Consider the following 24,278-nt stretch of genomic DNA (forward strand, 5'->3'; position numbering starts at 1 on the left):
ATGGATTGGCTTCTGTTTGGTGCAATATTATCGATTAACTTATTCATTTACCATCATTGGGCTTACCCTAAAATTTTGCAATTATACGCAAAGTGTAAGGTGAGAGGGAAAAAAAATGACACATTTAAATCACGAAAATATGTTTCAAATGATGTTGATAATGGACTTCCTATAATAACGATCGTTATGCCAGTCTATAACGAAGCTAAATACTTAGGCGACAAGCTGACGAATCTACTTATGCTTGATTATCCGGCCGATAAATTGCTTGTTGTGCTCGGGTTTGATGGTTGTTCAGATAATTCTTTGCAAGTTGCGGAACAATATTTAGATCAGTTTGAATTGCATAACATACAGATTGAATTAGATGTGCACGAAGAAAATCATGGCAAGGTTTATGTAATCAATAAACTATTAAGGCAATATAAAGCAAAGTCCGATATTTTAGTTTTGAGTGATGTGAGTGCATTAATTTCCATTGATGCGATGCAGATATTTGCTTATCGGATGGCTGAAGACGATGTTGGGATTGTAACGGGTGACTATCAGCTATATGAGGATGGTTCGAAAGGTGAAACTCATTATTGGAAGTACCAACGAAATATTCGTAAAGCAGAAAGTGTAACGGGGTCAATTATTGGACCTCCTGGTGCCTTATACGCAATTAAAGCTAGGTTATTTGAAGAGATCCCGTTTGATACCATCAATGATGACTTTGTCTTCCCTATGTTATTAGTAAGTCGTGGATATAGGGCTGTATTGGATGAACGCATTTCGATTATTGAAATGGAGGCAACAAGTGAGTCTGATGATTTTTCGCGACGTACCCGCATTGGCGCTGGTAATGTTCAACAAGTACTTAGACTTAGTAGTTTATTATCATCAGGGCATGGACTGACGGGGTTTAACTTTTTTAGTGGTAAATTCTTACGGACGTTAATGCCATTTAATTTATTGGTTTTATTTGTTTTTACATTCTTTCTAACAAATAGTGAATATGTCATTGTTGCCAACGTAGCTTGGTTCTTATGCTTTAGTCAATGCTGTTTGTATGGTGGTTCGGCTGTGGGTTTGCTGTTTGATATCGCGCCTGTTCGTCAACCTTGGGCATCACTTTATTATATAGCAGTAGGTTATATGGCTAGTTTTTATGGTGGAATTCGTTATATCTTTGGTTTAGAGCGAGGGGCTTGGGTTAAAATTAATAGCGAGCAGGAGAATACCAATGATTTTCAGAAAAAAAGCGTGGTTATTCCTAAACGAATTTCTGACATGCTCATATCGATAGTTGCATTGTGTATTATCGCCCCTTTTGTGCCATTTATAGCACTCGCCATTAAATTGAACTCTAAAGGGCCTGTTTTTTATCGTCAATTACGCGTCGGTGAAATTCGTTATGAATATGTAGAAGTATTTATGCTCATTAAATTTAGAACGATGGCGCTAGAATCAGAATCGAAATCAGGTCCTGTCTGGGCACAAGAACAAGATGAGAGAGCTACGTCTGTAGGTCGATTCTTACGTAAAACGAGGATAGATGAGCTACCGCAGCTGGTGAATGTGATACTTGGCGACATGGCGATTGTAGGACCAAGACCTGAGCGGCCTATTTTTTGTGGTAAATTAGAAGAAAAAATTCCGTATTATTTAGAGCGTACTCACGGTGTTAGACCGGGTATAACCGGGTTAGCACAAATATCCCAAGGTGCAGATACTTGCATAGAAGATGTGCAAAATAAGCTCTATTGGGATCATACATATGCTTTAAACCTAACGAGTTTTAGTCGCTGGCTTAAAGCAGATACGATTATTATATTAAAAACCTTTTTAACGATGGTTAGGTCCAAAGGTCACTGAGAACGTTACCTTATTGGACCGCTTCTGTTTTTTCAGGTGCTGGTGGCTCATACTTTCTGATTTGAATTAGCATGCCAAACATAGGGTGATCAAGGTAGTGAATTTCGCCACTGCGGATCACGCGTAATTGTTGCATTGGATAGCTATTTAAGAAAGGCACCGTTTTATCACGTGGTTGTACATTGTTAACGGCTTCGCCAAGTGATGCATCATCATTGATTTTAATTTTTTTATCTGTCAAGGCTATTTCGTTGTGCTTTGCTTGCTTAGGTTCTAAATGAATATCGAGTAGTTTCAATAAATCGACATCTTCAGCGTTCGTTGTTACTTTTTCAGTCGTTTTTACACCTTCAACCTGAGTTGCAGGAATAACTTTAGTACCTTCTTTACGTACAAACAAGTTTGTTTTTGCATAAAGATAATGTTCTAGGTATATCGTTAATTCACCATCAATCTTCCAAACAGGAGTTGTCGGTTCTACTGGTGTAACAGAGGGGGTAATCGTTTCAACGCCGCCTGTTTGAATGATAACGCCATCATTGATGGTCGCTGCATTATCTAAATCGATTACATTTGACTCATCGGTCATCGTGCTTACATTGGCAGTAATGGCTGTTGGTGTGAGGCTCTGGATTATAGCATTACCATTCAACTGATATTGTTGCTGGTAATTTTGACCCGCGAACAGACGAATTGGTATTGCGTCTTTTCGTGTTTGAGGTTGCATACGCCATGCTGAATGCAAAACAACATTGTAATTAGCATGATTGTTCAGTGCTGAAAATTGGGTATTAAGTTGCAATTCACTTGCTGGCACAATTTGTAAGGCTGGGTCTTTGACGTTACCTTTTAAATTTGCACCATCAATGACAACATGCGTCGATTTAATTATGTCGCTGTTTATATTTGTTTTAGCGACAGCCTGCTGGCCGCTATCTTCACCGTATATAGGCAACGTATCGCTATCGTCGATAAGCGTAGGCTGTAAGCCTGCTGTTATTGTATCGTTCGCGAAAGCTTGTGTATTCGCATCGCCATATGGTGTGATCAAATTGTCATTGTTAATGAACAATGACATCGGGTCTTTATTCTGTTTAGAATAAGTTGGATATACGGCTTGATCCCAATGTTCTATCACTTTATCTGGGTTGACATTCCGTTCGAATAAAATAACTTCTACTTCGAACCAACGGTCTTCTTCAGCGGCATTTACTGTAAATGAACTACCAACAGATAAACCAACTAATAAACTGATTAACGATTTTTTCAACGTTTAACTCCTGCAATCTTATTTTTTGCAAATTCAACTAGCATTGCTTCTACTAATTTAACACGATCTTTTGCATCCGGTGATTTGATTGCAAACTTCAATTTTGATGGTCCATCCATGCTATACACACGAGGTTGTTGCTGGATTAGACGGATAAGATAACCTACATCAACCTGATTATCTTCCCCAAAGCTAATATAGCCACCAGCGGGGCCTATTTCAAGTCGTTTAATACCTAAAGGCTCTGCTTGTAATTTTAACTCGGTTTGACGGATCAAGTTTTTAGCATTGTCAGGTAATAAACCAAAACGATCAATGAGTTCAACTTGAACTTCACGTAACTGCTCTTCACTTTGACAACTTGCGATACGTTTATACAGAGATAAACGCATATTAACGTCATGAATGTAATCATTCGGTAATAGGGCTGGCACACGTAGTTCAATTTCGGTTTGATTTTTAAGGGCATCTTCAAGCGAAACTGATTTACCTTCTTTGATGCTTTTCACTGCCTGGTCGAGCATTTCCATATACAAGGAGAAACCAACAGAGGTTATTTGACCGCTTTGCTCATCACCTAATAGTTCACCAGCGCCACGGATTTCAAGATCGTGCGTTGCCAAGGTGAAACCTGCGCCAAGATCTTCTAATGATGCGATAGCCTCAAGACGTTTTTTAGCATCACTGGTGATGCGTTTAGGGTGCGGCGTTAATAAGTAGGCATAGGCTTGGTGATGAGAACGACCAACACGACCACGTAATTGATGAAGTTGTGCTAAACCGAGATGATCTGCACGATCCATAATAATTGTATTGGCAGTAGGGATGTCGATACCCGTTTCGATAATGGTTGTACATACCAACACATTGAAACGTTGATGATAGAAATCAGCCATAACGGATTCTAATTCACGTTCTGCCATTTGCCCGTGAGCCGTAACAATACGCGCTTCCGGTAGGAGTAACGCCAATGCTTCAGCTGTTTTATCTATTGAGTCGACATTGTTATGCAAGAAATAAACCTGACCACCACGCATGATCTCACGCATGATTGCTTCTTTTACCACATTGTCGTCGTACTGGCGGACAAATGTTTTAACGGCCAAACGCTTTGCTGGCGGTGTTGCTATGATAGATAAATCACGCATGCCATTCATGGCCATATTCAGTGTTCTTGGAATTGGCGTTGCGGTAAGCGTTAAAATATCAATGTCGGCACGTAGCGCTTTTACTTTTTCTTTTTGACGCACACCAAAGCGATGTTCTTCGTCAATAATAAGTAAACCAAGCTCGGCAAACTCAATTTTATTACTGAGTAACTTGTGCGTACCAATCAGTAAATCAACTTTACCGGCTTTTACATCAGCTAAAATCAGCTTTTGATCTTTAGCTGTTTTAAAACGAGAGATAACTTCGACACGTACAGGCCAGTTAGCAAAACGATCTTTGAAGTTTTCGAAATGCTGCTGAGCAAGTAAGGTGGTCGGTACCAGTACGGCGACTTGTTTGTCGTTCATCATTGCCATGAAGGCGGCGCGCATTGCTACTTCTGTTTTGCCAAACCCCACGTCACCGCATACAAGACGATCCATCGTTTTGTCTTGGCGCATATCATCTAGCACGGCTTGAATCGCCGTTTTCTGATCGTCTGTTTCTTCAAACGGGAATCCATCGGCAAAGGCAGCATATGATTCTTTGTCGCATTTATATTGAAAACCACTCTTAGCGGCGCGCTGTGCGTAGATATCCAGTAATTCTGCAGCAACGTCTCGAACACGCTCCATTGCTTTGGTTTTGGATTTTACCCAGCTATCGCTGCCTAGTTTATGTAGTGGTGCTGACGCTTCTCCGGCACCGCTATAACGGCTGATAAGGTGCAGTGCAGAAACCGGTACATAGAGTTTTGCTGCATTGGCATATTCAAGGGTTAAAAACTCGGTTTCCATCCCTGCATTAGCAATAATCTGCAGGCCGAGATAACGACCGACACCATGTGAGATATGCACAACCGGTTGACCAATACTTAACTCAGTGAGGTTTCGTACTAGCGCATCGTTGTTTGCTTGTATTTTTTTATCGGTACGACGGCGCTGGATGATCTTGTGACCAAGCAGTTCATTTTCACAAATGATAGCGACATTTAGATCGTCAATAATAAAGCTGTTTACACACTGACTTACCCAAATACCAACCGTAGGTTTCGCTTTCAAAAATTTGGCTATACTGGTGATTGCTTTAGGCTTTAGCTTGGTTTTTCCAAGTAGATCTAATAGCGTTTCACGGCGACCTTCAGATTCAACACTGAAAATTATTTTACCGTCAAACCCTTCGATAAATTCAAGCAACGGCGCAAGCGGGGCTTTTTTCTGATGGTTAACTGATATTTCAGGTAAAGTGCTAAAGCTTAAGTTGGTATTACCTGCTTTTTCATTCAGAAATTTATTGCTTAAGCTTATTTTACTGTACTGGCCAAGTGCTTGGAATAGTTCTGCAACAGGTAAATAAAGTGAGCTTGGCGTAAGTAATGGGCGTTGAATATCATGGCGGCGGTCTTCGTAGCGTTTTTCAACGTCTTGGAAGAACACTTCTGATGCTTGATGTAATTCACCTACTTGCGCAATCGTAAGTTGTTTAGGTAAATAATCAAATAACGTGGCAGTTTCAGTTAAGAACAACGGGTGATAATACTCAATACCTGTTGGTAAGAAACCTTTGCTTACTTGCTGATAAATGGATTCAGCTTCACGAGATGGCGTAAACAATGCTCTAAACTGCTGGCGGAATAATTCAATCGCTTTATCATCTGTTGGAAATTCGTGTGCAGGTAATAAATTAATGGCTTTAAGGGTACCCTCTGAACGCTGAGTCTCGGTGTTAAAACCACGAATCTCTTCGACTTCATCATCAAAAAAGTCGATTCGAAACGGTGAATTACTGCCCATCGGATACAGATCAAGAATCGAACCGCGCGCAGAAAATTCACCGTGCTCTAATACTTGTTCAACAGCATTGTAACCACTGGTTTCTAAACGTTGGCGCATCGCATGCATATCAATTTTGTCGCCAGTTTTGACGATCAAGCTATGTTGGGCTAAAAAACTGACCGGAGCGATACGTTGCATCAAAGTATTAACCGATACAATGATTAGCCCACTGGTAGTCTGCTGAAAACGGTGCAGGGCATGAATACGTTGCGAAATAATATCTTGGTGTGGCGAAAAGTTATCATAGGGTAATGTCTCCCAATCAGGGAAGGTGATTAAGGGTTTATCATCCGCTAAAAAATGGCGTACTTCTTGTTCAAGTTTTAAGGCACTTGGGGTATCTGCAACAACCGCAAGGATAGGGGTATTTGTTTGTGAACAGAGCTCTGCAAGTGTGAATGCGAGGCTACTGCCAACAAGGTTACCGTAGGCGATTTTATCGCCTTGTTTTTTCGGTAATGGTAAAGAAAGAATAGCTGTTGATTTCATAGTTATCAGTAATCTAATCGAATTGTTAGGGATTGTGTTTTAGTCTATTTATTGACCATTTTCTTGGCGTAGCTCGGCACGTTGTTTAAGCTGCAACTGCTGAATTCGCAACGTCGCACGGATTAATATTTCTCGGTCGATATCACGGATCCTAGTATATGATGCGGTATATTCAATGAGGCTATCATCTGTGTCTAGCTCATCACGTGCAGAGTGTTGTTCTTCACGTTCAGAGATAGCGCCATAGCAATAAATAGCCGAAGAGTCATTAGGTAAGAATATCTTAATACGTACTGCTTGCTCTAGAGCTAAATCAGTATGCGCTAGAAACTTGACTTCACCCGCACCAAACATCGTTGAGTTAAAGCGAGATTCAGGGTGATCTTGTTGTGCGAGAACATAACCCATGATCAAATTTATTTTATTATTTTGCATCTGTAAAAAATCAGCAAGTGCGTCAGCTTGTTCGCCGATGTTTCGAATTGAGCGTAAGGCATTACTGTCGATTTCGGCAACGTCATTGGCCATTTTAAATGGAACTGGCATTTCGTTTTCGAGCGCCAATCGAGACGTTGGGACTTGATCAATAGAAACAGGTTCAATATTGACAGATAAACTATGCTGAATAGAAAAATATTGTTGAGCCACTTGCTGTCATCCTTTTCGAGATTACGAACCTGTTATTGTGGCATATCTATTTCTATTTATCTTGTTTAGTTTATTGTATTGCACTTTAAGACGCTGCTTTAAAACCAGAATAACTAATCGATCACAAGTTGGTGTGAAGACGTGATTTTACTTGCTCATTAGTGGTCATGTCTTTAGAATGAAAGACAGTTTTTAGCAAGGTATTCTTAATTATATTTATGTATCACCCTCTAAGTTTATTCATCGGCTTGCGTTATACTCGCTCGAAGCGCAACAATCGATTCGTATCATTTATTACTTTATTTTCGACAGCTGGTATCACCATTGGCGTATTAGCGCTGATCACTGTTTTATCGGTAATGAACGGTTTTGAGCAAGATTTGAAAGTCCGTATTCTTGGCGCTGTTCCCCATGTAATTGTCACCCCAAAAACAGATTCGATTGATGTAGAAAAAAGTTTGTCTGCATTGGCTAACGACCCCTTAGTGGCCGCTGTTACCCCCTTCTTACAAGCTGATGCGATGGTGCAAAGTAAAAGCGAAATCCAAGGTGCACAGTTACAGGGCATCGATCCCGCGTCTTATCCGCAATGGGATGTTATTCGTCAGAATATGCTTATTGGTGATATTTCATTATTGCAACCGGGTAAGTACAACATCATTATTGGCCGCAGCATGGCAAAATCGTTAAATGTTAAGCTTGGCGATAAAATTAGACTTATTTCAACCAAAGGCAGTGTTTTTACGCCGATGGGGCGCGTGCCGAGCCAACGTAAATTTACGGTAGTGGGGATTTATTCTGTTGGCTCGGATGTCGAAGCCACGCAGGTATTGGTTAATATTACCGATGCGGGTAAATTGGCGCGCTTAAAACCCTCGAGTCCGATGCAACATCGTGTGTTTGTGCATGATCCGTTTTCTGTTAATGAATTAGCCAGTCGTGACTTTTTTAATGATTTTGATTCAATGGATTGGCAGACTGCGCGTGGTGAGTTATTCCAAGCAGTAAAAATGGAAAAAAATATGATTGGCTTATTGCTGTTCTTAATCATTACTGTTGCTGTGTTTAACATTCTTTCATCACTGGTTATGCTGGTCACAGAGAAAGAAACGGATGTTGCTATTATGAAAACCTTAGGTATGAACCGACCGACTATTGTGCAAATTTTTATTATCCAAGGTGCTTGGACCGGTGTGCTGGGCGCAATGGTTGGTGGCATTATGGGCATTGCATTAGCGGCTAATTTAAATGAGTTTATGTCCCTTATTGGTCTTAATCTTTTAGCGCAAGCATCTGGCGGTGCGCGTTTATTACCTGTTTTATTTGATTGGTCGCAGATCGCGTCCATAATTTTCGGTGCGATTGCATTAAGTCTACTCGCAACACTTTATCCTGCATTTAGAGCGGCAAATATTAAACCTGCCGAGGCATTACGTTATGAATAATTCTTTATTAGTTTGCAATAATCTCGAAAAAATTTACCAAGAAGGTAATCTTGATACTCACGTATTAAAGAAAGTGTCATTAACGGTCGAAAAAGGTGAGTTGGTTGCGATTGTTGGTCGTTCAGGTTCTGGTAAAAGCACATTATTACATTTGATGGGCGCGTTAGATACGCCGACTTCAGGTTCGGTACACCTTAACGGTGTTGATATTCACAGCATGTCAGAAAAGAAACAAGCGGCAATGCGTAACCAGAACATGGGTTTTGTGTATCAATTTCATCACCTGCTTAATGAATTTACGGCGTTAGAAAATGTGTGTATGCCGTTGTTGATTGCCGGTATGAAAGTGTCCTTAGCGAAACAAAAAGCATTGGCAATATTAGATCGAGTCGGGTTATCTCATCGTGTTGAACATAAACCAAGCGAGCTTTCTGGTGGTGAACGTCAACGTGTTGCGATTGCACGTGCCTTGATTAACGAACCTAATATTGTGTTCGCGGATGAACCAACGGGTAACTTAGACCAAAGCAGTGCTGAAACGATTTTCAATTTGATTAAAGAGTTAAATGAGACTTGTGATACGGCCTTTATTATCGTTACCCATGATGAAGAGCTCGCTAATCGGTTAGGGCGTACTTTGCATATGGCTGACGGCGTATTAACAAACGAGAATGAAAATCTGCAGGTAAGTACTGTGAAGGAGGAGGTGTAATGTTTCGTCCGTTAGCGGCTTATATCGGATTGAGGTATACATCATCTAAGCGTCGAAATGGCTTTATTGCGTTTATCTCAGCATCCTCAACTGTAGGCATTGCATTAGGTGTGATGGTATTGATTATTGGTTTATCTGCAATGAACGGTTTTGAGTATGAGCTTAAAAACCGGATTTTAGCGGTTGTGCCTAATGGTGAGCTCGAAGGGGTGAGTGAACCTTTTGATGATTGGCAAAGTGCACAGAAGACATTACTCGACCATCCCGAAGTTGTCGGCGCAGCACCCTTTATCAAACTGAATGGTTTATTACAAAAAGGTCATGAGTTAAAGGCGGTTCAACTTCGCGCGGTCGACAGTGAGGCTGAAAAGCAAGTCTCTGAAGTATACCGGTATGTTGCGCAAGGGACGTGGGATAGTCTTAATGACCCGACTAATAACCGACAAGTTGTGCTCGGTCGAGGCATTGCAAAAGAGCTTAAGTTAGCACTTGGAGATACGGTCACGGTATTATTATCGCAGCAATCAGGGCAATCCTTTAAAGCACCACGCCGTTTTAACTTTACTGTATCAGGTATTATTCACCTAAGTGGTCAATTAGATAACAACCTTGCCTATGTGCCTTTGAGTGCAGCTCAAGATATTCAGGATAAAGCGTTTAAAGCAGATGGCTTGAGTATTAAAGTGACTGACATTTTTGCGGCGAACCGTATTGTCCGTGAAGCGGGTAATAAGTTAAATCATTACTTGTACATTCGCAGTTGGATGACAAGTCAGGGGTTCTTATATCAAGATATTCAGATGGTTAAAAGTTTGATGTACGTAATCTTAATTTTAGTTATTGCCGTGGCTTGTTTTAATATTGTGACCACATTAGTGATGGCAGTTAATGATAAGCGAGCAGATATTGCCATTTTAAAAACGATGGGGGCGTCAAATACGTTATTACGTTTGATCTTCATCGTGCACGGAGGTATTAACGGTATTCTTGGTGTTGTTTCAGGGACGATACTGGGTATTTTAATCTCAGAGAATTTAACTGTGATTATCAAATTTATTGAAGGCTTAATAGGTCATGAATTTTTATCAGGTGACATATACTTTATCGACTTTCTACCATCCCAGCTTGCAGTAAATGACGTGCTGGTGGTCGGTGGTGTTGCAATGGCCATGAGTGTACTCGCAACTATCTATCCAGCAAATAAAGCGTGTTCGGTACAGCCTGCGCGTGAACTCGGAAACAAGTAGTTAAATAAAATTCGCTATATATCAACAAGTAATTGGATGCACTTCCTCGAGAGGTGTATTTTTTTGTCTCGAATTCATGCTTAAATGATAAACCCACAATAGGTTGTTTTAACTCTCCATATTTGAGGTCGATATGAATATCAGATTTGTACTAGCTTTTACATTAATACTAGCCAGTATCGGGTAAATAGTGAGGGCTTAATTATGTAATACCGCCACCGATCAGTGTTGAAAGTGTATTGGTATCGTACTTCTTATAGTACAAATGGTTTGTTCTGGAAGAAAATCGGATGAAGAGATGTGCATAGAAGAATTTGACTCTGTGTCTGTGCTCCTAGCCTTTTGGGATGAAGGTTATTACGGAAAACCCATAAAATTCAGTCTTGTTGGGTATTATGATTATTGAAATGGGTAAGAATACAAAAGGCCACATCGCTGATTAAGTGATGTGGCCTTCTCATTTTTAACACTTATTTTGTGCGTGATGCTTTACGTTTCTTCCAAGCATTAATAATTTTCCAACGCCATAACCAGCGGATACTAAAATAACCAGCAATAGAAAAGAGTGTGCCGGATACAAAACAGCCAAGTAGAAATGCAGGACCATATAAGTTTATCGCCTGCATTAACCAGTCTATTGTTAGTTCGAATGAGAATGGATGGACTGGTTCTTGCAATATCCATGCACCTAACTCATAAGTGGCAAAAAACATTGGTGGCATGGTAATGGGGTTTGATAACCACACGAGCGCTACTGATAATGGTAAATTTACACGGAATAAAATGGCAAAACCAGCGGCTAATAACATCTGAAAAGGCACGGGAACAAACGCCATAAAAAGACCAACAGCGAAAGCACCAGCTGCAGAGCGGCGATTTAGGTGCCAGAGGTTTGGGTTGTGTAACAGATCACCAAAGATCTTAAGGTGCTTATGTTCTTTGATTGATTCTGGGTTTGGGAGATATTTTTTAATTAAATTCTTAGGCATAATTCTAATCAATTCTCAGGGGTAATGAATGACCGTTAAGGCCATACTGCTTTCCATTACCATATTAATAAGTATGTTCTTTGTTGATCTTGAACGTATTCAATTTTTAACGATAATGACGGTCGTGGCCTTTATCCTTGCTTATGTGAAAGTGCCACCTATTTTAGTTCTTCTGTTGGTTACATTGAGCTGGTCCATTTTGTATAAAAACAGCGTAATAAATGAAGCGAATACGTTATTCAATAATACGACATCGCAACACAAACAACCACAAGTGGAAGCTGCACAAGACAATATCATAACAGCTGAGGTAATAACATTAGTAAATAAAAAAAACCTACTTTCGTTTGATGTAAAAGTCATCGAGATTAATAATACAGCGTTGTCTTTTATACAACCTAAACTGGCCTTAAAATGGCGAAACCCAGAATACTACTATCCAGGGGAACTGGGTATCGGTCAAGTATGGCGGTTTAAAGTACGATTAATTAAGCCAAAGATTCAGACGGATGATAATGCCTTCCTTTCCTTTAAATCTAGATTGTCATCTCGGCATATTCAATATATAGGGTTAATTGAAAAGGGTGAGGTGATTCGACCTCAATTGAATTTGCGCGGTGACTTGTATCAGATGTTTAAATCTGTATTACCGACTAATGCAAACCCTATGTTGTACGCATTAACATTTGGTGATCGCAGTTATATCAATAATGCACTTTGGACTCAGTTTAAATTACTCGGTATTGGCCACTTAGTTGCAATATCAGGTTTGCACATTGGGCTTATTTTTGGGTTTTGTTATCTCTGCTCACGGCGATTATTGAGGTTATTTTGGCCCCCTTATAATCTTGTGATTAGTTTATCGATAAGTCTTGTTGCAGCCATCTTTTATGCATGGATTGCGGGTTTTTCATTACCTGCGCTACGGGCTATTGTTTTACTGTGTTTACATTGTTTATATCGCATTCAATATTACAAAGTGACACTATTTCAATTGTTCGCGACAATGCTCTTAGTTACCTTACTACTGGATCCTTTAACGGCATTTTCGATTAGTTTTTGGCTATCATTTTCAGCAATGGCTGCCGTATTTATGTTAGTTTGGATTTATCAAAAAGAGACTAAAATCAGGGATGAGAGCCCAATTAAACAGGCGTTAAAGAATGGTTACCGTAAATTGACAACCGTATGTTGTAACCAGATGTTGTTAACATTACTATTGCTTCCCATTCAAGTTGCTGTTTTTTCAGGGTTTAGTTGGTTGTCTGCTGTCGTAAATCTGATTTTCATACCCGTATTTAGTGTATTAATATTACCGGCATTGTTGTTTGCAGTCATACTATTGCCTGTCATGCCGATGATTAGTCGTGTATTCATGAGCACTGTTAATACATTCTTGAATATCATTCAGGAGATATGGGTTAAATTGACGTCTAATGACGTTATTTGGATTGATGTTGGAGCGGAATTAAATACGGTCTTTTATAACTGTTTGTTGCTCATTTTCATATTATTGATGGCTGGTTTACTATTTAAACCGTTACAAGTGACATTTCATTCTTTATCCTTGTTATTATTACCCTTAGTTTGTTATAGCTATATATTGAGTTAGGAGATGTTATGAATAAAACCCTTAAAGCAGGCCTATTATCCGCGTTCTTATTTCCAGGTGCTGGACATTTGTGGTTAAAGAAGTATATGGCGGCGACTGTCTTTGCCGTTGCTGCAGCGCTACCACTGTATTACATTATGGATATCACTATAACGCAGACGCAATTAATTGTAGATCAAGTTATGTTATCAGGTGGTAATATCGATTTACTCAGTATTAACCAGTTACTTACACAGCAGGCGGCATCTATAGATACACAAAACATGCACCTTGCAACTATTGTGTTGCTCTGCGTATGGCTTGTTAATATATTGGATGCAATTAGATTAGCAAGAAAACTTGGGCATGAATAAATTTCATCAATATTTAGCCAATCATGCATCATAGATAGCTGAAAATGCTTGATCTAGTGCATCAAAACTAAACGTAAAACCAGCATCAAGTAATCGAGTTGGCAATACGCGTTGACCATAAACAAGGAGGTCGGCTCGTTCGCCCAGTAATAATCGTAAAAGAAGCGCTGGTGTCGTTAAGCGCGCCTTTTTACCAAAGCAAGCGGCTAATTTTTGGGCAAAATCAGTATTCGTCACCGGGTTTGGTGAGGTAAGGTTAAAGGCGCCACTGGCTGATTCATGTTGTAACAAATAATTAATTGCAGCAACCATGTCGTCAATATGTATCCATGACATGTATTGATGACCTTTTCCTATTGGACCGCCAAGTCCTAATTTAAAAGGAAATGCCATCTTTTGTAATGCGCCTTTATCTTTACCTAATACAATACCCGTGCGTAATATAACAGTGCGGGTCGACGGGCAGCATGTACGGGCTATTTCCTCCCAATGTTCACACAGCTTGCTCGCATATTCGGGATAATGATTGAGGTGTTTTTCATCTATGCTACTATCACCTTGTCGACCATAAACGCCAACGGCTGAACCACTGATAAAGACGTCGGGTGTGATCGTCTTTGTGGTAATAAAATCAACCAGGTGTTGTGTTATTTCCCAGCGACTCGACTCTAAAACATGTTTGTGCTTTGCACTCCACATTTTATCCATAATAGGGGAACCAGCCAAATTGATCACTGCATCGATATGGATTGCACTGGGTAACTCATGTAACTCCGAGATGAACTTGATGTTCTCTGTAGAAATATGTAAAAAGATAGCTTTTGCATTATTAACATCGCGGGTCAATACGGTAAATTGATAATCAGCTTGAAAGGTATTAATAAATGCTTGGCCGATAAAGCCTGTGCCACCCGTTATCAATATATGCATGCTTGTTACTCAGTTAGTTATGCTACTTTCAGTGTAGGTCATTTTGGCCTTTTTTATAATATTGTTTTATGTCGGACTTAACAAAAAGTAAGTCAGGCCATAAACCTAACTTGCTTTTTACGACTGCGTTATACGGTGTTTTTTACTACAGCGTAGTTATGATTATTAGGTTGCGCTACAAAACACCAGTATACGTTTTTTTGCTTCTTCGATAATCTTACATTGCGGTAAGCTGGTAATAAGTAATTCTGACTCAGTTGATTTTAGGGTGACAAAATAAGTGTCTTTTGTTATGCCTTGTACTGCGACTTCTAGCTTTTCTTTACGTTCAACCGCGACACCACGCGAATAAAACTGTGCAGAGAATGGGCGTTTATCAATATAAATCAGCTCATTATTTTGTGCTTGCTCTGACCACGTTTGCATCAACCCTTTTTCTGATTGCTTACCAGTTACTTCTGTACGTAATAAAATAGCGACAAGCAAGATTAATATGGGGGTTATAAAGCCTGTCTTATATACTTTGCTTGATAAGGGGTTATTACGTTGATATGTCACCATCAATAATGCAAATGCGGGTAAGCAAGGCATCACATAGCTAGACAGAATGTTGCCGCTGAATGTAAATAAGAGTAGGGGTGCTAACAACCATGCCCATAAGAAACTGGTATAACTAAGTTCAGTGGTATCATCATCTTGTTTTGCTTGGGTTTCAGTTTCAGTTTCAGTTCTTTTTGTTATTTGTAAGCTTTTAATCCATTGATAAATAAAAATTGGCGTCCAAGGTAGTGCAGATACAATAGCGAATATCCAAATTGTGCCTTTTATTTCCTTATGTGCCGTTCCATATAAATCACCTTGCCATCCACTTACTAAGAAGCGTTTAACATGCTCGCCAACAATGAAATAATTAAGGAAACCCGGAGATGAATACTCTGCAATCATGTACCAAGGTAAACTTGTCGCAAGGAAAAGTGGAATACCTGTTTTCCACGGTAAGCGACGGAACATACCCGCCCAAGTTTTGTTAAATAATGCCCAGATGAACAAACTTACGCCAATTAAGACTAATGCTAGTGGACCCTTCGCTAACATGCCGACGGTTAAGCCAATAAAAAACAGGTGACCCCATAACGCGGATTTGTTTTTATAGTTAAGCCAAAATGCAGCCATGCTTAACGTAATGCCTAAAGTCAGAGCTGTGTCAGTCATGACTGCGCCTGTCACCACGATAAACGTCGTTGTAGTTGCAAGGATACCTGCTGCTAACCATGCTTCTTGTTTACGATCTGCAGTGCTACGCGATGGGGTAATACTATAAGCAAGCAGACCGACGATGAATAGCACGAAGCCACCAGCAAGTAAGTGTGGCAATCTAACGGCTAACTCATTTAAACCAAATAGCTTAATACCGCTCGCGCTCATCCAGGTGAATAGGGGGGGCTTACCCCAGAATGGTACATCGTAATCGAACATCGGTGTGACCCAATTGCCTGTTTCAGCCATGATCCTAGCCATTTCACCGTAACGAGCTTCTGTTGTGTCCATGAGAGGAAAGAAGCCGAGGGTAAATAATCTGATTACTATCGCGGTGATAACCAGTGTGATTGCTATTTTGGTCAAAGATAATTGCTTCAGTGCGTTAGACATGTCGACTAGCCTTGTTTGTAATTGGTGTTGTGTGTTTGATTCGTACTTGTCTGCTGATTTACGTTAAAGACTATACTTGATACGGTGGTTTTTTCATCCATGACAATAAAGTTAGGTCTTTGTTTCGATTCAATAAATAAACGGCCGACATACTCACCCATCAAACCAATCGATAATAGTTGTATGCCGCCAAGTAATAAGACGACTGTCATGAGGGAAGGGTAACCCGCTACTGGGTCACCCCAAAATAGGGTTTTACTGACGAGTACAATCGCCATTAATATCGAAATGAACGATGTGACGACGCCTGCCGCTGTGGCGATACGTAATGGCTTAATACTAAAAGAGGTAATACCTTCAAAGGCGAGGTGAATTAGTTTCGTGTAATTCCACTTAGTGATACCTGCTTGGCGCGCATCACGGTCGAATTGTAATGTACAGGTATTGAAACCAGGCCAAGATAGCAGCCCTTTCATGAAACGATTACGTTCTGGTAAGTTATTAATGACATCGACCACTTTACGGTCTAATAGTCTAAAATCACCCACATTACGGGGTATTTCAATATCAGCCAGACGGTTAATGAGTTTATAAAAAAGGGAGGCCGTTGTACGTTTTAGCCAATTTTCACCGTGGCGTTCTTTACGTTGCATATTAACGACATCATAACCACGTTCCCATTCGACGACCATTTGAGGAATGAGTTCGGGTGGATCTTGCAAATCGGCATCCAATAGAATGATCGCGAGGCCTGCCGCATTAACCATACCCGCGGTCATCGCGGCTTCTTTACCAAAGTTACGACTGAGTTTAATACACCGTATTACATGATTATTGGCTGTAAAATTAATGACCTGAGACCATGAGTCATCCCGGCTACCATCATCAATATAAATAATCTCGCAAGATTTTCCGATAGAATTGAGTACAGCAACAACACGCTGATGGCAAGATGTTAGCACTTCATCTTCATTAAAAAATGGAACCACAATTGACAATAATGGTGGTAAGGTAACTTTAGGCCCATCTCTATGCCCTGTAATAGATGTGATATTGGCTTGCATATAGCATTCCCAAACGGATTAACAATATTGGAATGCTAACTAGGTGGATGTCGAATAAATGTTTTCGACATGTTTTTTACATTTTCTGTATTTTTACATTAATTCGACATCGTCTTTGTCATAATAGCCCCGTATTTATTTTATTAGATTGAGTGACTATGAAAATATTATTAGTAGAAGATCATCAAGATATCGCCGGCATTATTTTTGATTTTTTTGAAATTAAAGGCTACACCTTGGATTATGCGCAAGATGGTGTGCATGGTTATGAGCTCGCTAGTAATAACTATTATGATTTAATTATTTTAGATATACAGATGCCACGTATGGATGGTTTAACTGTTTGTCAAAAATTGCGAGAGCAGGGGAATGATACACCAATCCTGATGTTAACTGCCCGCGATACCCGAGAAGATACGTTAGCTGGTTTTGATTGTGGTGCGGATGATTATCTTATTAAACCATTTGACCTTGATATTTTAGCTGCGCGAATTCAAGCGTTACATCGCCGTCGCAGTGGCCAAAATATAGCCAAAACATTAACCTTTCATGAATTGTCTCTGGACCTAAAGACCCATGTTGCCACACGTAATGGCTGTAATTTCGAACTTAATCCGACCCAATTTACGATTTTAAAATTATTGATGATGCGTACACCTGAAATTGTCACTAAAAGTGAGATAATTAACGCGATTTGGGGGCAAGACGAACCTGAAGGGGATATTCTGCGTAGTCATATCTATCAGCTACGTAACCAGGTTGATAAACCTTTTCAACAGCATTACATTAAAACCTTATCCAAAATCGGCTATCAGTTAGTATCTAGTTAAATCGCTCGAACAACAAGATAATAATTAGGTCAAAAAGACAAGGGTTTGTTCCAATAAGGTAATAATAATGGCAAAAGTTAGGTCTGCGAAACAACTTACATTCATTTATTTTTCTATCGTTGCTTTTGCGATCATCATGATCCACGCCACAGTGCTTGACTCCACGCTTGAAAGTATCGAAAAATTGAGTATTCAAAATAGGCTGTTATTACAGAAAGAGTCAATTGTTGAAAAATCTAATTTAAGTAATCATACTAGCTCGTTCAAAATTGACGAATTTACAACGGGTTATGTGGATCGAGTCACCTTACCTGAATTGGTAGATGAAAAAATTTTTCTACCTATCGATGAAGCGGTGGAAATCCAGAAGAGTAATGCTATAGGTACCGAGTTCTTTTTGATGAAATTGGCCGTGTCAGAAAAGAAGGATAAATTTATTTATGTTGTTCATACAGACCCTGCTTTTGAACTTGGTGAAGAGGAGATTATGTGGACGCAATCATGGCAGTCTTTAATTTCGTTATTTTTGTTGTTGGTGGCATTGTTCGTTGTGATGCGAATATCAGAAAGGTTAACGGCACCGATATCTGTATTCGCTAAGCAGATTGCCAATCGCTCACCTGACGATACAAGTGATATTCAATTGCCGTCAGGACTTGCAACGAAGGAACTACTGCAATTAGTGGATAGTTACAATCAGAATCAACAACAAAAAAATGCATTAATTGAGCGAGAACGGGCTTTCAACCGTATGGCAAGTCACGAATTACGGACACCATTGATGGTGATGCAAGGCGCGACTAATTTATTGAGCTACAGTAATGAACCTGAATTCATTAAAAAACAGCAAGTGCGTTTACAAAGTGCAACTAACGAGATGAACGATTTTATTGATGCGCTATTATCACTAACTAAATCAGAGAAAGATTTAGCCTTATCCAAACGACAGCTGACTAAAGAAGAAATAAACGTTATTGTCGATGCACACAGTGCATTATTAAACACCAAATCCGTTGTCGTTCATATTGAACTAAGGCAAGCGCCAATGGTTATTATTCCTGAGGTCGCGTTAAAACTATTGCTTGGTAATTTGTTAAAGAATGCTTTTACCTGTACGGACGCTGGTGAGGTCAATGTTGTTGTTGATAGCCATAGTATCTCTGTGACTGATACTGGTGTGGGTCTTTACAAGAAGCAGCGTAACGATGATGGTCATGGGCTAGGTTTGTTAATTACCCGAGATATCTGTCGTAAATACAATTGGACATTTGAGTTGAAAAATAACGATGCTGGTGGTTGTATCGCTATTATTCACCTTTCGTAGCTCGGCTGATTATTTTTTAAATACCCAACGATCAGCGAGAATAAAGTTAATCAGCATACCAAATAAAATACCGGGAATGATCGCTATGATTGCTGCACTCCCTGATAGTGAAAGACCTGTCACTAGAATCCAGTAACAAAGCAGGTTGGGGATTGCGCCAAAGCAAGACGAGCAAATAAATTTACTCCATTCCTGAGCCAATCCTGTGTCATTGTCTAATTGTTGTGTTTTAAAGGTAAAGCTTCGGTTTAATAACCAATTGCTATTCACTGCACAGAAAAAAGCAACTAACCGAGCAATGAACAAAGGTATTAGAGAAGATAATAACAGCATTGTGCTTAAATCTATTATAAAGCCAATACCTCCGACAAAAGCAAATTTAATGTATTTGGTATTCATGTTTAATGCACGCCAATAAGTTTACAAATATAAAATCTAGCACTAAACATGTCGAAAAAATGTAAATAACACAATGGTACTCATTGTGAGTAATTAAATAGATGTTCGAAAATTTACCCCGATGTTACAATAAAAAATCTTCATAAATAGGATTGAATACGGTTGCGCTATTGATTAAAGCATTCGCGGTTAAGGCGGGCACACCATAAACTTCAGTTCTCACTTGATGACGGTTTTTTATCGTATCAAGCAGGATAGAAAAGTCACCATCTCCAGAGAGCAGGACAACAGTATCGACCGATTCTGCGACTTGTAGTACATCGATTGTGATCCCTACATCCCAGTCACCTTTCGCCGAACCATCACTGCGTTGGATAAATGGTTTAAGCTTCACGTCAAAACCGATATGTTTGAGTGCATCTTGGAATTTACGTTGCTGATCATCACCTTTATCTATGGCATAAGCATACGCTGTTATTACGTCGCCCTGTAATAATAAATGTTGCCAGAGTTTTCGGTAATTAAACTGGCGACCATAAGTTTGGCGAGTGGTGTAATAGATATTTTGAACATCAACAAACACAGCAATTTTTTGCACAAATGATTCCTAGGGTTCGATATTAATGAGAGTTATGATTTATTCGCATACTTAGCAAGATATTGGTCAAGAGCATTACCAAACGCTTGTTTATCTTTTGCTCCTAAAGCCGCTGGACCACCAGTCATTTCACCACTTGCTCGCATCGTATCCATAAAGTCCCTCATATTAAGACGTTGACGAATATTACTTAATGTATATTTTTCGCCACGAGAGGTGATTACATGTGCGCCTTTTTCGATGACTTCTGCTGCAAGTGGTATATCAGAGGTAATAACGAGATCATCCTTCGCTACTTTTAAGACAATGTGATCATCAGCAACATCAAAACCAGCAGGTACTTGTGTCATCGAAATATAAGGAGAGGCAGGGACTCGTATCCAATGATTTGCAACTAATACTAATGGCGCTTTAACGCGAACTGCTGCACGAAAAAGTATTTCTTTCATTGGAATCGGACAAGCATCTGCGTCAACCCAAATTGTAATATTGTTTTGCATATAACCTTCACGTTAGTTTAATAAACTTCATTTTAGCGTATTAACAACCAAAATTGTTGGTCAGTTGGTATTTATTTACCATACTTAATTATATTCAGTGGAGGGATTACCATGTTTAAAAGGTATCCCTTTAAGGGATTAAAATATGTACTTCGAAGTGGGCTAAAAAATAAAATAACATTATCACTGCTATTCGTAATGTTGTTAGTCTATTACCATTCTTTATCTGCTTTGCCGTTACATCAGATCTCGATTGTAGGGCCCAATTTTAATGAATCAAAAAGTACAAATGAAATCATAAATGATCGGTATGCGGTTGTAAATCACCGCAATTTACAACCGCACAGTGCATTGCCTTTTATGAGTGGTAATATCTTTGTGCCTATGTCTAAAACAGAACTGCAATTTTTGAGTCGTGCAAGCTATCTTAGCAGGCTCTCCTCGCAATATACGTGGGATGAAATCAAGATATCAGGGTTATTACGTGTTGGCGATCGTGACGCGGTGATTTATGATATACATTCACGATTAATATTACTTGGCGATGGTGATGAATCGGTAGAAGTGTCAGATCTTTATACAGATAAAGTAGCCAGTGCAGTGCGCAGTTTTCAGCGTCGACACGGTCTTAATCCTGACGCTATAATTGGTCCAAATACATTAAAGTGGTTAAATTTAAATCCTCACCGTAGAGCTGAATTACTCACTCATAATATGCAACGAAAGATTAACTTCATGGCAAATCTTGGCGCTCGTTATCTCCTTGTTAATATACCTGCTTACGAATTATTACTGAGTGATAATGGTGAAATTGCACTGCGCTCACGTGTTATCGTCGGTAAACCTAAAAAACCAACCCCGATACTGACCAGTGAAATTAAAAGTATGGTGATTAATCCAATCTGGCGTGTACCCCGCAGTATTTTAGAAGATGATCTGCTGCCAAAAGTAAAACTCAATGGTGATTTCTTTAATCAGCGCGATTTTAGTGTTTACAATTATCAAAATGAAAGAGTTGAAAAGTCACCTGAAGAATGGGAAATGCTAGCAAATGGTCTATTTCCATATCGACTTGAGCAAATGCCTGGTGTAAAGAATACGCTAGGTCGTTATAAATTCTATTTTCCTAATAACTTCAGTGTTTATCTACATGATACAACCAATCCTAAATTGTTTAGTCATTCGAATCGAGCGCTGTCTTCCGGCTGTATTCGTATCGAAAAAGTGGATGAATTGGCTAATTGGATTGCACATAGTTTAGTCGATAATAAGTCGTTGTGGTCAAAACTAAGGTTCAGTCGAGATATAACAAAATGGTTCCCTTTGAATGATGCACTACCGGTTCACTTGGTGTATTGGACAGCATGGATTGACGACAGTGGATTAAGCCAATTTCGCGATGATATATATGCATTACAGAAATAAAACTTGATTAAACACTTTTTAGCATATATATTCCACGATTTCTGTATGAAAAGTGATCGGTGGTGGTGTAGTGTCAATAGAATGTCCAACACGTAGAAAAGTGTTATTAAGTCTTGGGGGGTTAGCGGCGTACTCTGTTGCACCAGTTAAAGCTCAAGCAAGTCAAGGTGTGTTAGGCATGAGAGAACTCGGTTTTTACAACATACACACGAGAGAGCATGACCAGGGTAATTACTGGATAGATGGCTTGTATCAAGAAGATACACTTCAAAGTTTCAGCCATTTATTACGTGATCATAGGCAAAACTTGTCCGTACCTATGGACAACCGTTTATACGACCTACTCTATAGACTAAACAGAACACTGAATGTATCAGAAGAGTTCCATGTTATTTCTGGTTATCGTTCACCTAAAACTAATCAGATGTTAGCGGGTAAGAGCAATGAAGTAGCAACTAACAGCTACCATATGCGAGGCATGGCTATTGATATTGCTATCCCAGATGTTAAATTACTTCATTTACGTGAAGCTGCTATCTCATTAAAATTAGGCGGAGTGGGTTATTACCCTAAGTCGGGTTTTGTACATGTTGATACAGGCCCTGTTAGAATTTGGTAGTTTTGTTTTACAAATAGGCGTAACCGAATTAATCATGAAAGGAGTGTCGATAGGCAGTTATTTTAATATGACAACTGCCTTCGCGTTATCATTTGTTCCGCCTCTACACCCTGCAGAGAACGGAGTTCCCGTACCAATTAATTGATTATTCTCTAATGTTACTTTATTTAATTTTGGATTTAGAAATGTAGTAAACAGACAAGTCGCAAGAAAATTATCATTATCATTATTATCGATAATCAAGTTGTTTTTAATTAGCGTATCACCGTGTCCGACCGCAATACCAATAGGGCGGTAACCAGAACGGTTAACGATATTTGTAATTACATTATCAATTATCTCATAGCCTCCTAGCTCGGCAAAGGATGACTCAGTTGCTATGGTGATCGCAGCGTTGAATTTTAAGTTTATATCGTTGATGCTATTACTGATTATTTTAACATTGTATGCGTTTGCTTTTACATCAATAGCTTCATTTCTAGTATGATGAATTATGTTGTTTTTTATTATAACGTCATCAACAGTGTACTGTATTTTCAATCTGCTCTTATCTTCAGTATACGAACCATCGCCAATATATAATCCTTCGCCATAGCGTGGGTTTAAAAGTCCGGTGTTAAAAATTACGTTATCTTTAACTAAATAATGGCTACCACCATGATGGCGTGGTTTTATCGATATTGCTTGGTTACCCGTGTTAAATACCTTATTTGATAGAAGTGATATGTTTGATGAATCTTGCACCAAAATAGCAGTTAAGCCTCCTGTTATGATTAATCCTTTAATAATTATCCCTTGTGAGTTTTTTATTGTTATTCCAGTGCCAGTGTAATGCCTGTTTTTTATTTTTGTTCTTAAATAATGCCATGGGCGTATTATTAACGGCTTGCTTCCACTATCAAAATTTTCAATTGTTATCGCTGGTTGCTCGCCGTCGGCTAGGCATATGACATCACCGTCCACATACTTTTCTAAGGCGTTATTGATATTTTTATACGTAGGGATGAGAACTGCTAATTTTTCATTTGAAATTATTTTTGTGCACTTACTTGTCGCGGGATTTGATTCAGCTTTAGCTGTGTTGATGAATACAGCCATTATAAAAATAATGACGATATTATTTTGTTTATTGATAACGTTATATGTCATACAGAACCTTGTTTATCGGTAATGTAACTGTGTTAATAATAGTGTATTAGCTGCACATTGGCTTTAGTTTGATGCCAAAATCATACCTAACGTCTAATATCATATTTATGCTGAAATAATTGATATCTGTCTCCTTAAATGTATTTATCTACTCTTGCTTTAGATATAACGTCCTAGTTGGTTC

The 24,278-nt window shown here is 39.2% G+C and carries 21 protein-coding genes; 10 read left to right on the forward strand and 11 right to left on the reverse strand.

The window, feature by feature from the left end; all coding sequences use genetic code 11:
- Positions 1-1,857, forward strand: coding sequence for a sugar transferase (locus HWV01_RS10560; RefSeq protein WP_211675355.1), 1,857 nt, complete (start codon positions 1-3; stop codon positions 1,855-1,857).
- Between the two features lie 10 nt (positions 1,858-1,867).
- Here HWV01_RS10560 and HWV01_RS10565 read toward each other — a convergent pair whose 3' ends face one another.
- The 3 genes from HWV01_RS10565 to HWV01_RS10575 are packed head-to-tail and all read right to left on the reverse strand — an operon-like array spanning position 1,868 to position 7,248.
- Positions 1,868-3,127 carry a CsiV family protein gene (locus tag HWV01_RS10565; RefSeq protein WP_211675357.1) on the reverse strand — a complete coding sequence of 420 codons (1,260 nt, stop codon included), beginning with the start codon at positions 3,125-3,127 and terminating at the stop codon, positions 1,868-1,870.
- Entirely contained in the window at positions 3,124-6,600 is a 3,477-nt protein-coding gene (gene mfd / locus HWV01_RS10570; RefSeq protein ID WP_211675359.1) for a transcription-repair coupling factor, read from the reverse strand. Before mfd ends, HWV01_RS10565 begins: the two co-directional genes overlap by 4 nt.
- 48 nt (positions 6,601-6,648) lie before the next feature.
- Positions 6,649-7,248, reverse strand: coding sequence for a hypothetical protein (locus HWV01_RS10575; RefSeq protein ID WP_211675361.1), 600 nt, complete (start codon positions 7,246-7,248; stop codon positions 6,649-6,651).
- A 218-nt stretch (positions 7,249-7,466) separates the two neighbouring features.
- Between HWV01_RS10575 and HWV01_RS10580 the strand changes: the two genes are divergently transcribed.
- Genes HWV01_RS10580 through lolE form a run of 3 tightly spaced genes read left to right on the forward strand, consistent with a single transcriptional unit; the run spans position 7,467 to position 10,652 of the window.
- A complete protein-coding gene (locus HWV01_RS10580; RefSeq protein ID WP_211675363.1) occupies positions 7,467-8,693 on the forward strand; it encodes a lipoprotein-releasing ABC transporter permease subunit in 1,227 nt (408 codons plus the stop codon).
- The gene (gene lolD / locus HWV01_RS10585; RefSeq protein WP_211675364.1) at positions 8,686-9,405 is read left to right on the forward strand and encodes a lipoprotein-releasing ABC transporter ATP-binding protein LolD; all 720 of its coding nucleotides are present in this window, start codon (positions 8,686-8,688) and stop codon (positions 9,403-9,405) included. Before HWV01_RS10580 ends, lolD begins: the two co-directional genes overlap by 8 nt.
- Positions 9,405-10,652, forward strand: coding sequence for a lipoprotein-releasing ABC transporter permease subunit LolE (lolE, locus tag HWV01_RS10590; RefSeq protein WP_211675366.1), 1,248 nt, complete (start codon positions 9,405-9,407; stop codon positions 10,650-10,652). The genes lolD and lolE overlap by 1 nt, the downstream gene beginning before the upstream one ends.
- 470 nt (positions 10,653-11,122) lie before the next feature.
- On the opposite strand, the gene HWV01_RS10595 is transcribed toward lolE, so the two are convergent.
- A complete protein-coding gene (locus HWV01_RS10595) occupies positions 11,123-11,641 on the reverse strand; it encodes a DUF2062 domain-containing protein (protein ID WP_211675368.1) in 519 nt (172 codons plus the stop codon).
- A 28-nt stretch (positions 11,642-11,669) separates the two neighbouring features.
- Here HWV01_RS10595 and HWV01_RS10600 point away from each other — a divergent pair, with 28 nt between their 5' ends.
- Both HWV01_RS10600 and HWV01_RS10605 read left to right on the forward strand, forming a co-directional pair.
- Entirely contained in the window at positions 11,670-13,253 is a 1,584-nt protein-coding gene (locus HWV01_RS10600; protein WP_249185522.1) for a ComEC/Rec2 family competence protein, read from the forward strand.
- An 8-nt stretch (positions 13,254-13,261) separates the two neighbouring features.
- A complete protein-coding gene (locus HWV01_RS10605; protein WP_211675369.1) occupies positions 13,262-13,606 on the forward strand; it encodes a hypothetical protein in 345 nt (114 codons plus the stop codon).
- A 21-nt stretch (positions 13,607-13,627) separates the two neighbouring features.
- On the opposite strand, the gene HWV01_RS10610 is transcribed toward HWV01_RS10605, so the two are convergent.
- The 3 genes from HWV01_RS10610 to HWV01_RS10620 form a co-directional block, all read right to left on the reverse strand.
- Positions 13,628-14,536, reverse strand: coding sequence for a TIGR01777 family oxidoreductase (locus HWV01_RS10610; RefSeq protein ID WP_211675371.1), 909 nt, complete (start codon positions 14,534-14,536; stop codon positions 13,628-13,630).
- 165 nt (positions 14,537-14,701) lie between these two features.
- Positions 14,702-16,186, reverse strand: coding sequence for a glycosyltransferase family 39 protein (locus HWV01_RS10615; RefSeq protein ID WP_211675373.1), 1,485 nt, complete (start codon positions 16,184-16,186; stop codon positions 14,702-14,704).
- Positions 16,187-16,191: 5 nt separating this feature from the next.
- Positions 16,192-17,250 (reverse strand): glycosyltransferase family 2 protein, encoded by a 1,059-nt coding sequence (locus HWV01_RS10620; RefSeq protein WP_211675375.1) that lies wholly within the window; start codon positions 17,248-17,250, stop codon positions 16,192-16,194.
- Between the two features lie 158 nt (positions 17,251-17,408).
- Between HWV01_RS10620 and HWV01_RS10625 the strand changes: the two genes are divergently transcribed.
- Together HWV01_RS10625 and HWV01_RS10630 are read left to right on the forward strand one after the other, a co-directional pair.
- Positions 17,409-18,080: a response regulator transcription factor gene (locus HWV01_RS10625; protein WP_211675377.1), complete on the forward strand. Its 672-nt coding sequence runs from the start codon at positions 17,409-17,411 to the stop codon at positions 18,078-18,080.
- Between the two features lie 67 nt (positions 18,081-18,147).
- On the forward strand, positions 18,148-19,404 hold the full coding sequence (locus HWV01_RS10630; RefSeq protein ID WP_211675378.1) for a sensor histidine kinase KdpD: 1,257 nt from the start codon (positions 18,148-18,150) through the stop codon (positions 19,402-19,404).
- 9 nt (positions 19,405-19,413) lie between these two features.
- Here the strand turns inward: HWV01_RS10630 and HWV01_RS10635 are convergent, their stop codons facing one another.
- The 3 genes from HWV01_RS10635 to HWV01_RS10645 form a co-directional block, all read right to left on the reverse strand.
- Complete coding sequence (locus HWV01_RS10635; RefSeq protein ID WP_211675380.1) at positions 19,414-19,803, reverse strand: GtrA family protein; 390 nt, start codon at positions 19,801-19,803, stop codon at positions 19,414-19,416.
- Between the two features lie 124 nt (positions 19,804-19,927).
- Positions 19,928-20,401 carry an NYN domain-containing protein gene (locus tag HWV01_RS10640; protein ID WP_211675382.1) on the reverse strand — a complete coding sequence of 158 codons (474 nt, stop codon included), beginning with the start codon at positions 20,399-20,401 and terminating at the stop codon, positions 19,928-19,930.
- 32 nt (positions 20,402-20,433) lie between these two features.
- Positions 20,434-20,889: a YaiI/YqxD family protein gene (locus HWV01_RS10645; RefSeq protein WP_198155426.1), complete on the reverse strand. Its 456-nt coding sequence runs from the start codon at positions 20,887-20,889 to the stop codon at positions 20,434-20,436.
- 123 nt (positions 20,890-21,012) lie between these two features.
- Between HWV01_RS10645 and HWV01_RS10650 the strand changes: the two genes are divergently transcribed.
- The gene (locus tag HWV01_RS10650; protein ID WP_249185523.1) at positions 21,013-22,326 is read left to right on the forward strand and encodes a L,D-transpeptidase family protein; all 1,314 of its coding nucleotides are present in this window, start codon (positions 21,013-21,015) and stop codon (positions 22,324-22,326) included.
- Between the two features lie 70 nt (positions 22,327-22,396).
- Positions 22,397-22,945, forward strand: coding sequence for a DUF882 domain-containing protein (locus HWV01_RS10655; protein ID WP_211675383.1), 549 nt, complete (start codon positions 22,397-22,399; stop codon positions 22,943-22,945).
- A gap of 57 nt (positions 22,946-23,002) precedes the next feature.
- Here the strand turns inward: HWV01_RS10655 and HWV01_RS10660 are convergent, their stop codons facing one another.
- Entirely contained in the window at positions 23,003-24,094 is a 1,092-nt protein-coding gene (locus HWV01_RS10660; protein ID WP_211675385.1) for a right-handed parallel beta-helix repeat-containing protein, read from the reverse strand.
- Positions 24,095-24,278: the final 184 nt, after the last annotated feature.

The sequence above is a fragment of the Moritella sp. 5 genome (assembly GCF_018219455.1).
In the GTDB taxonomy this organism is placed as follows: Bacteria; Pseudomonadota; Gammaproteobacteria; order Enterobacterales; family Moritellaceae; genus Moritella.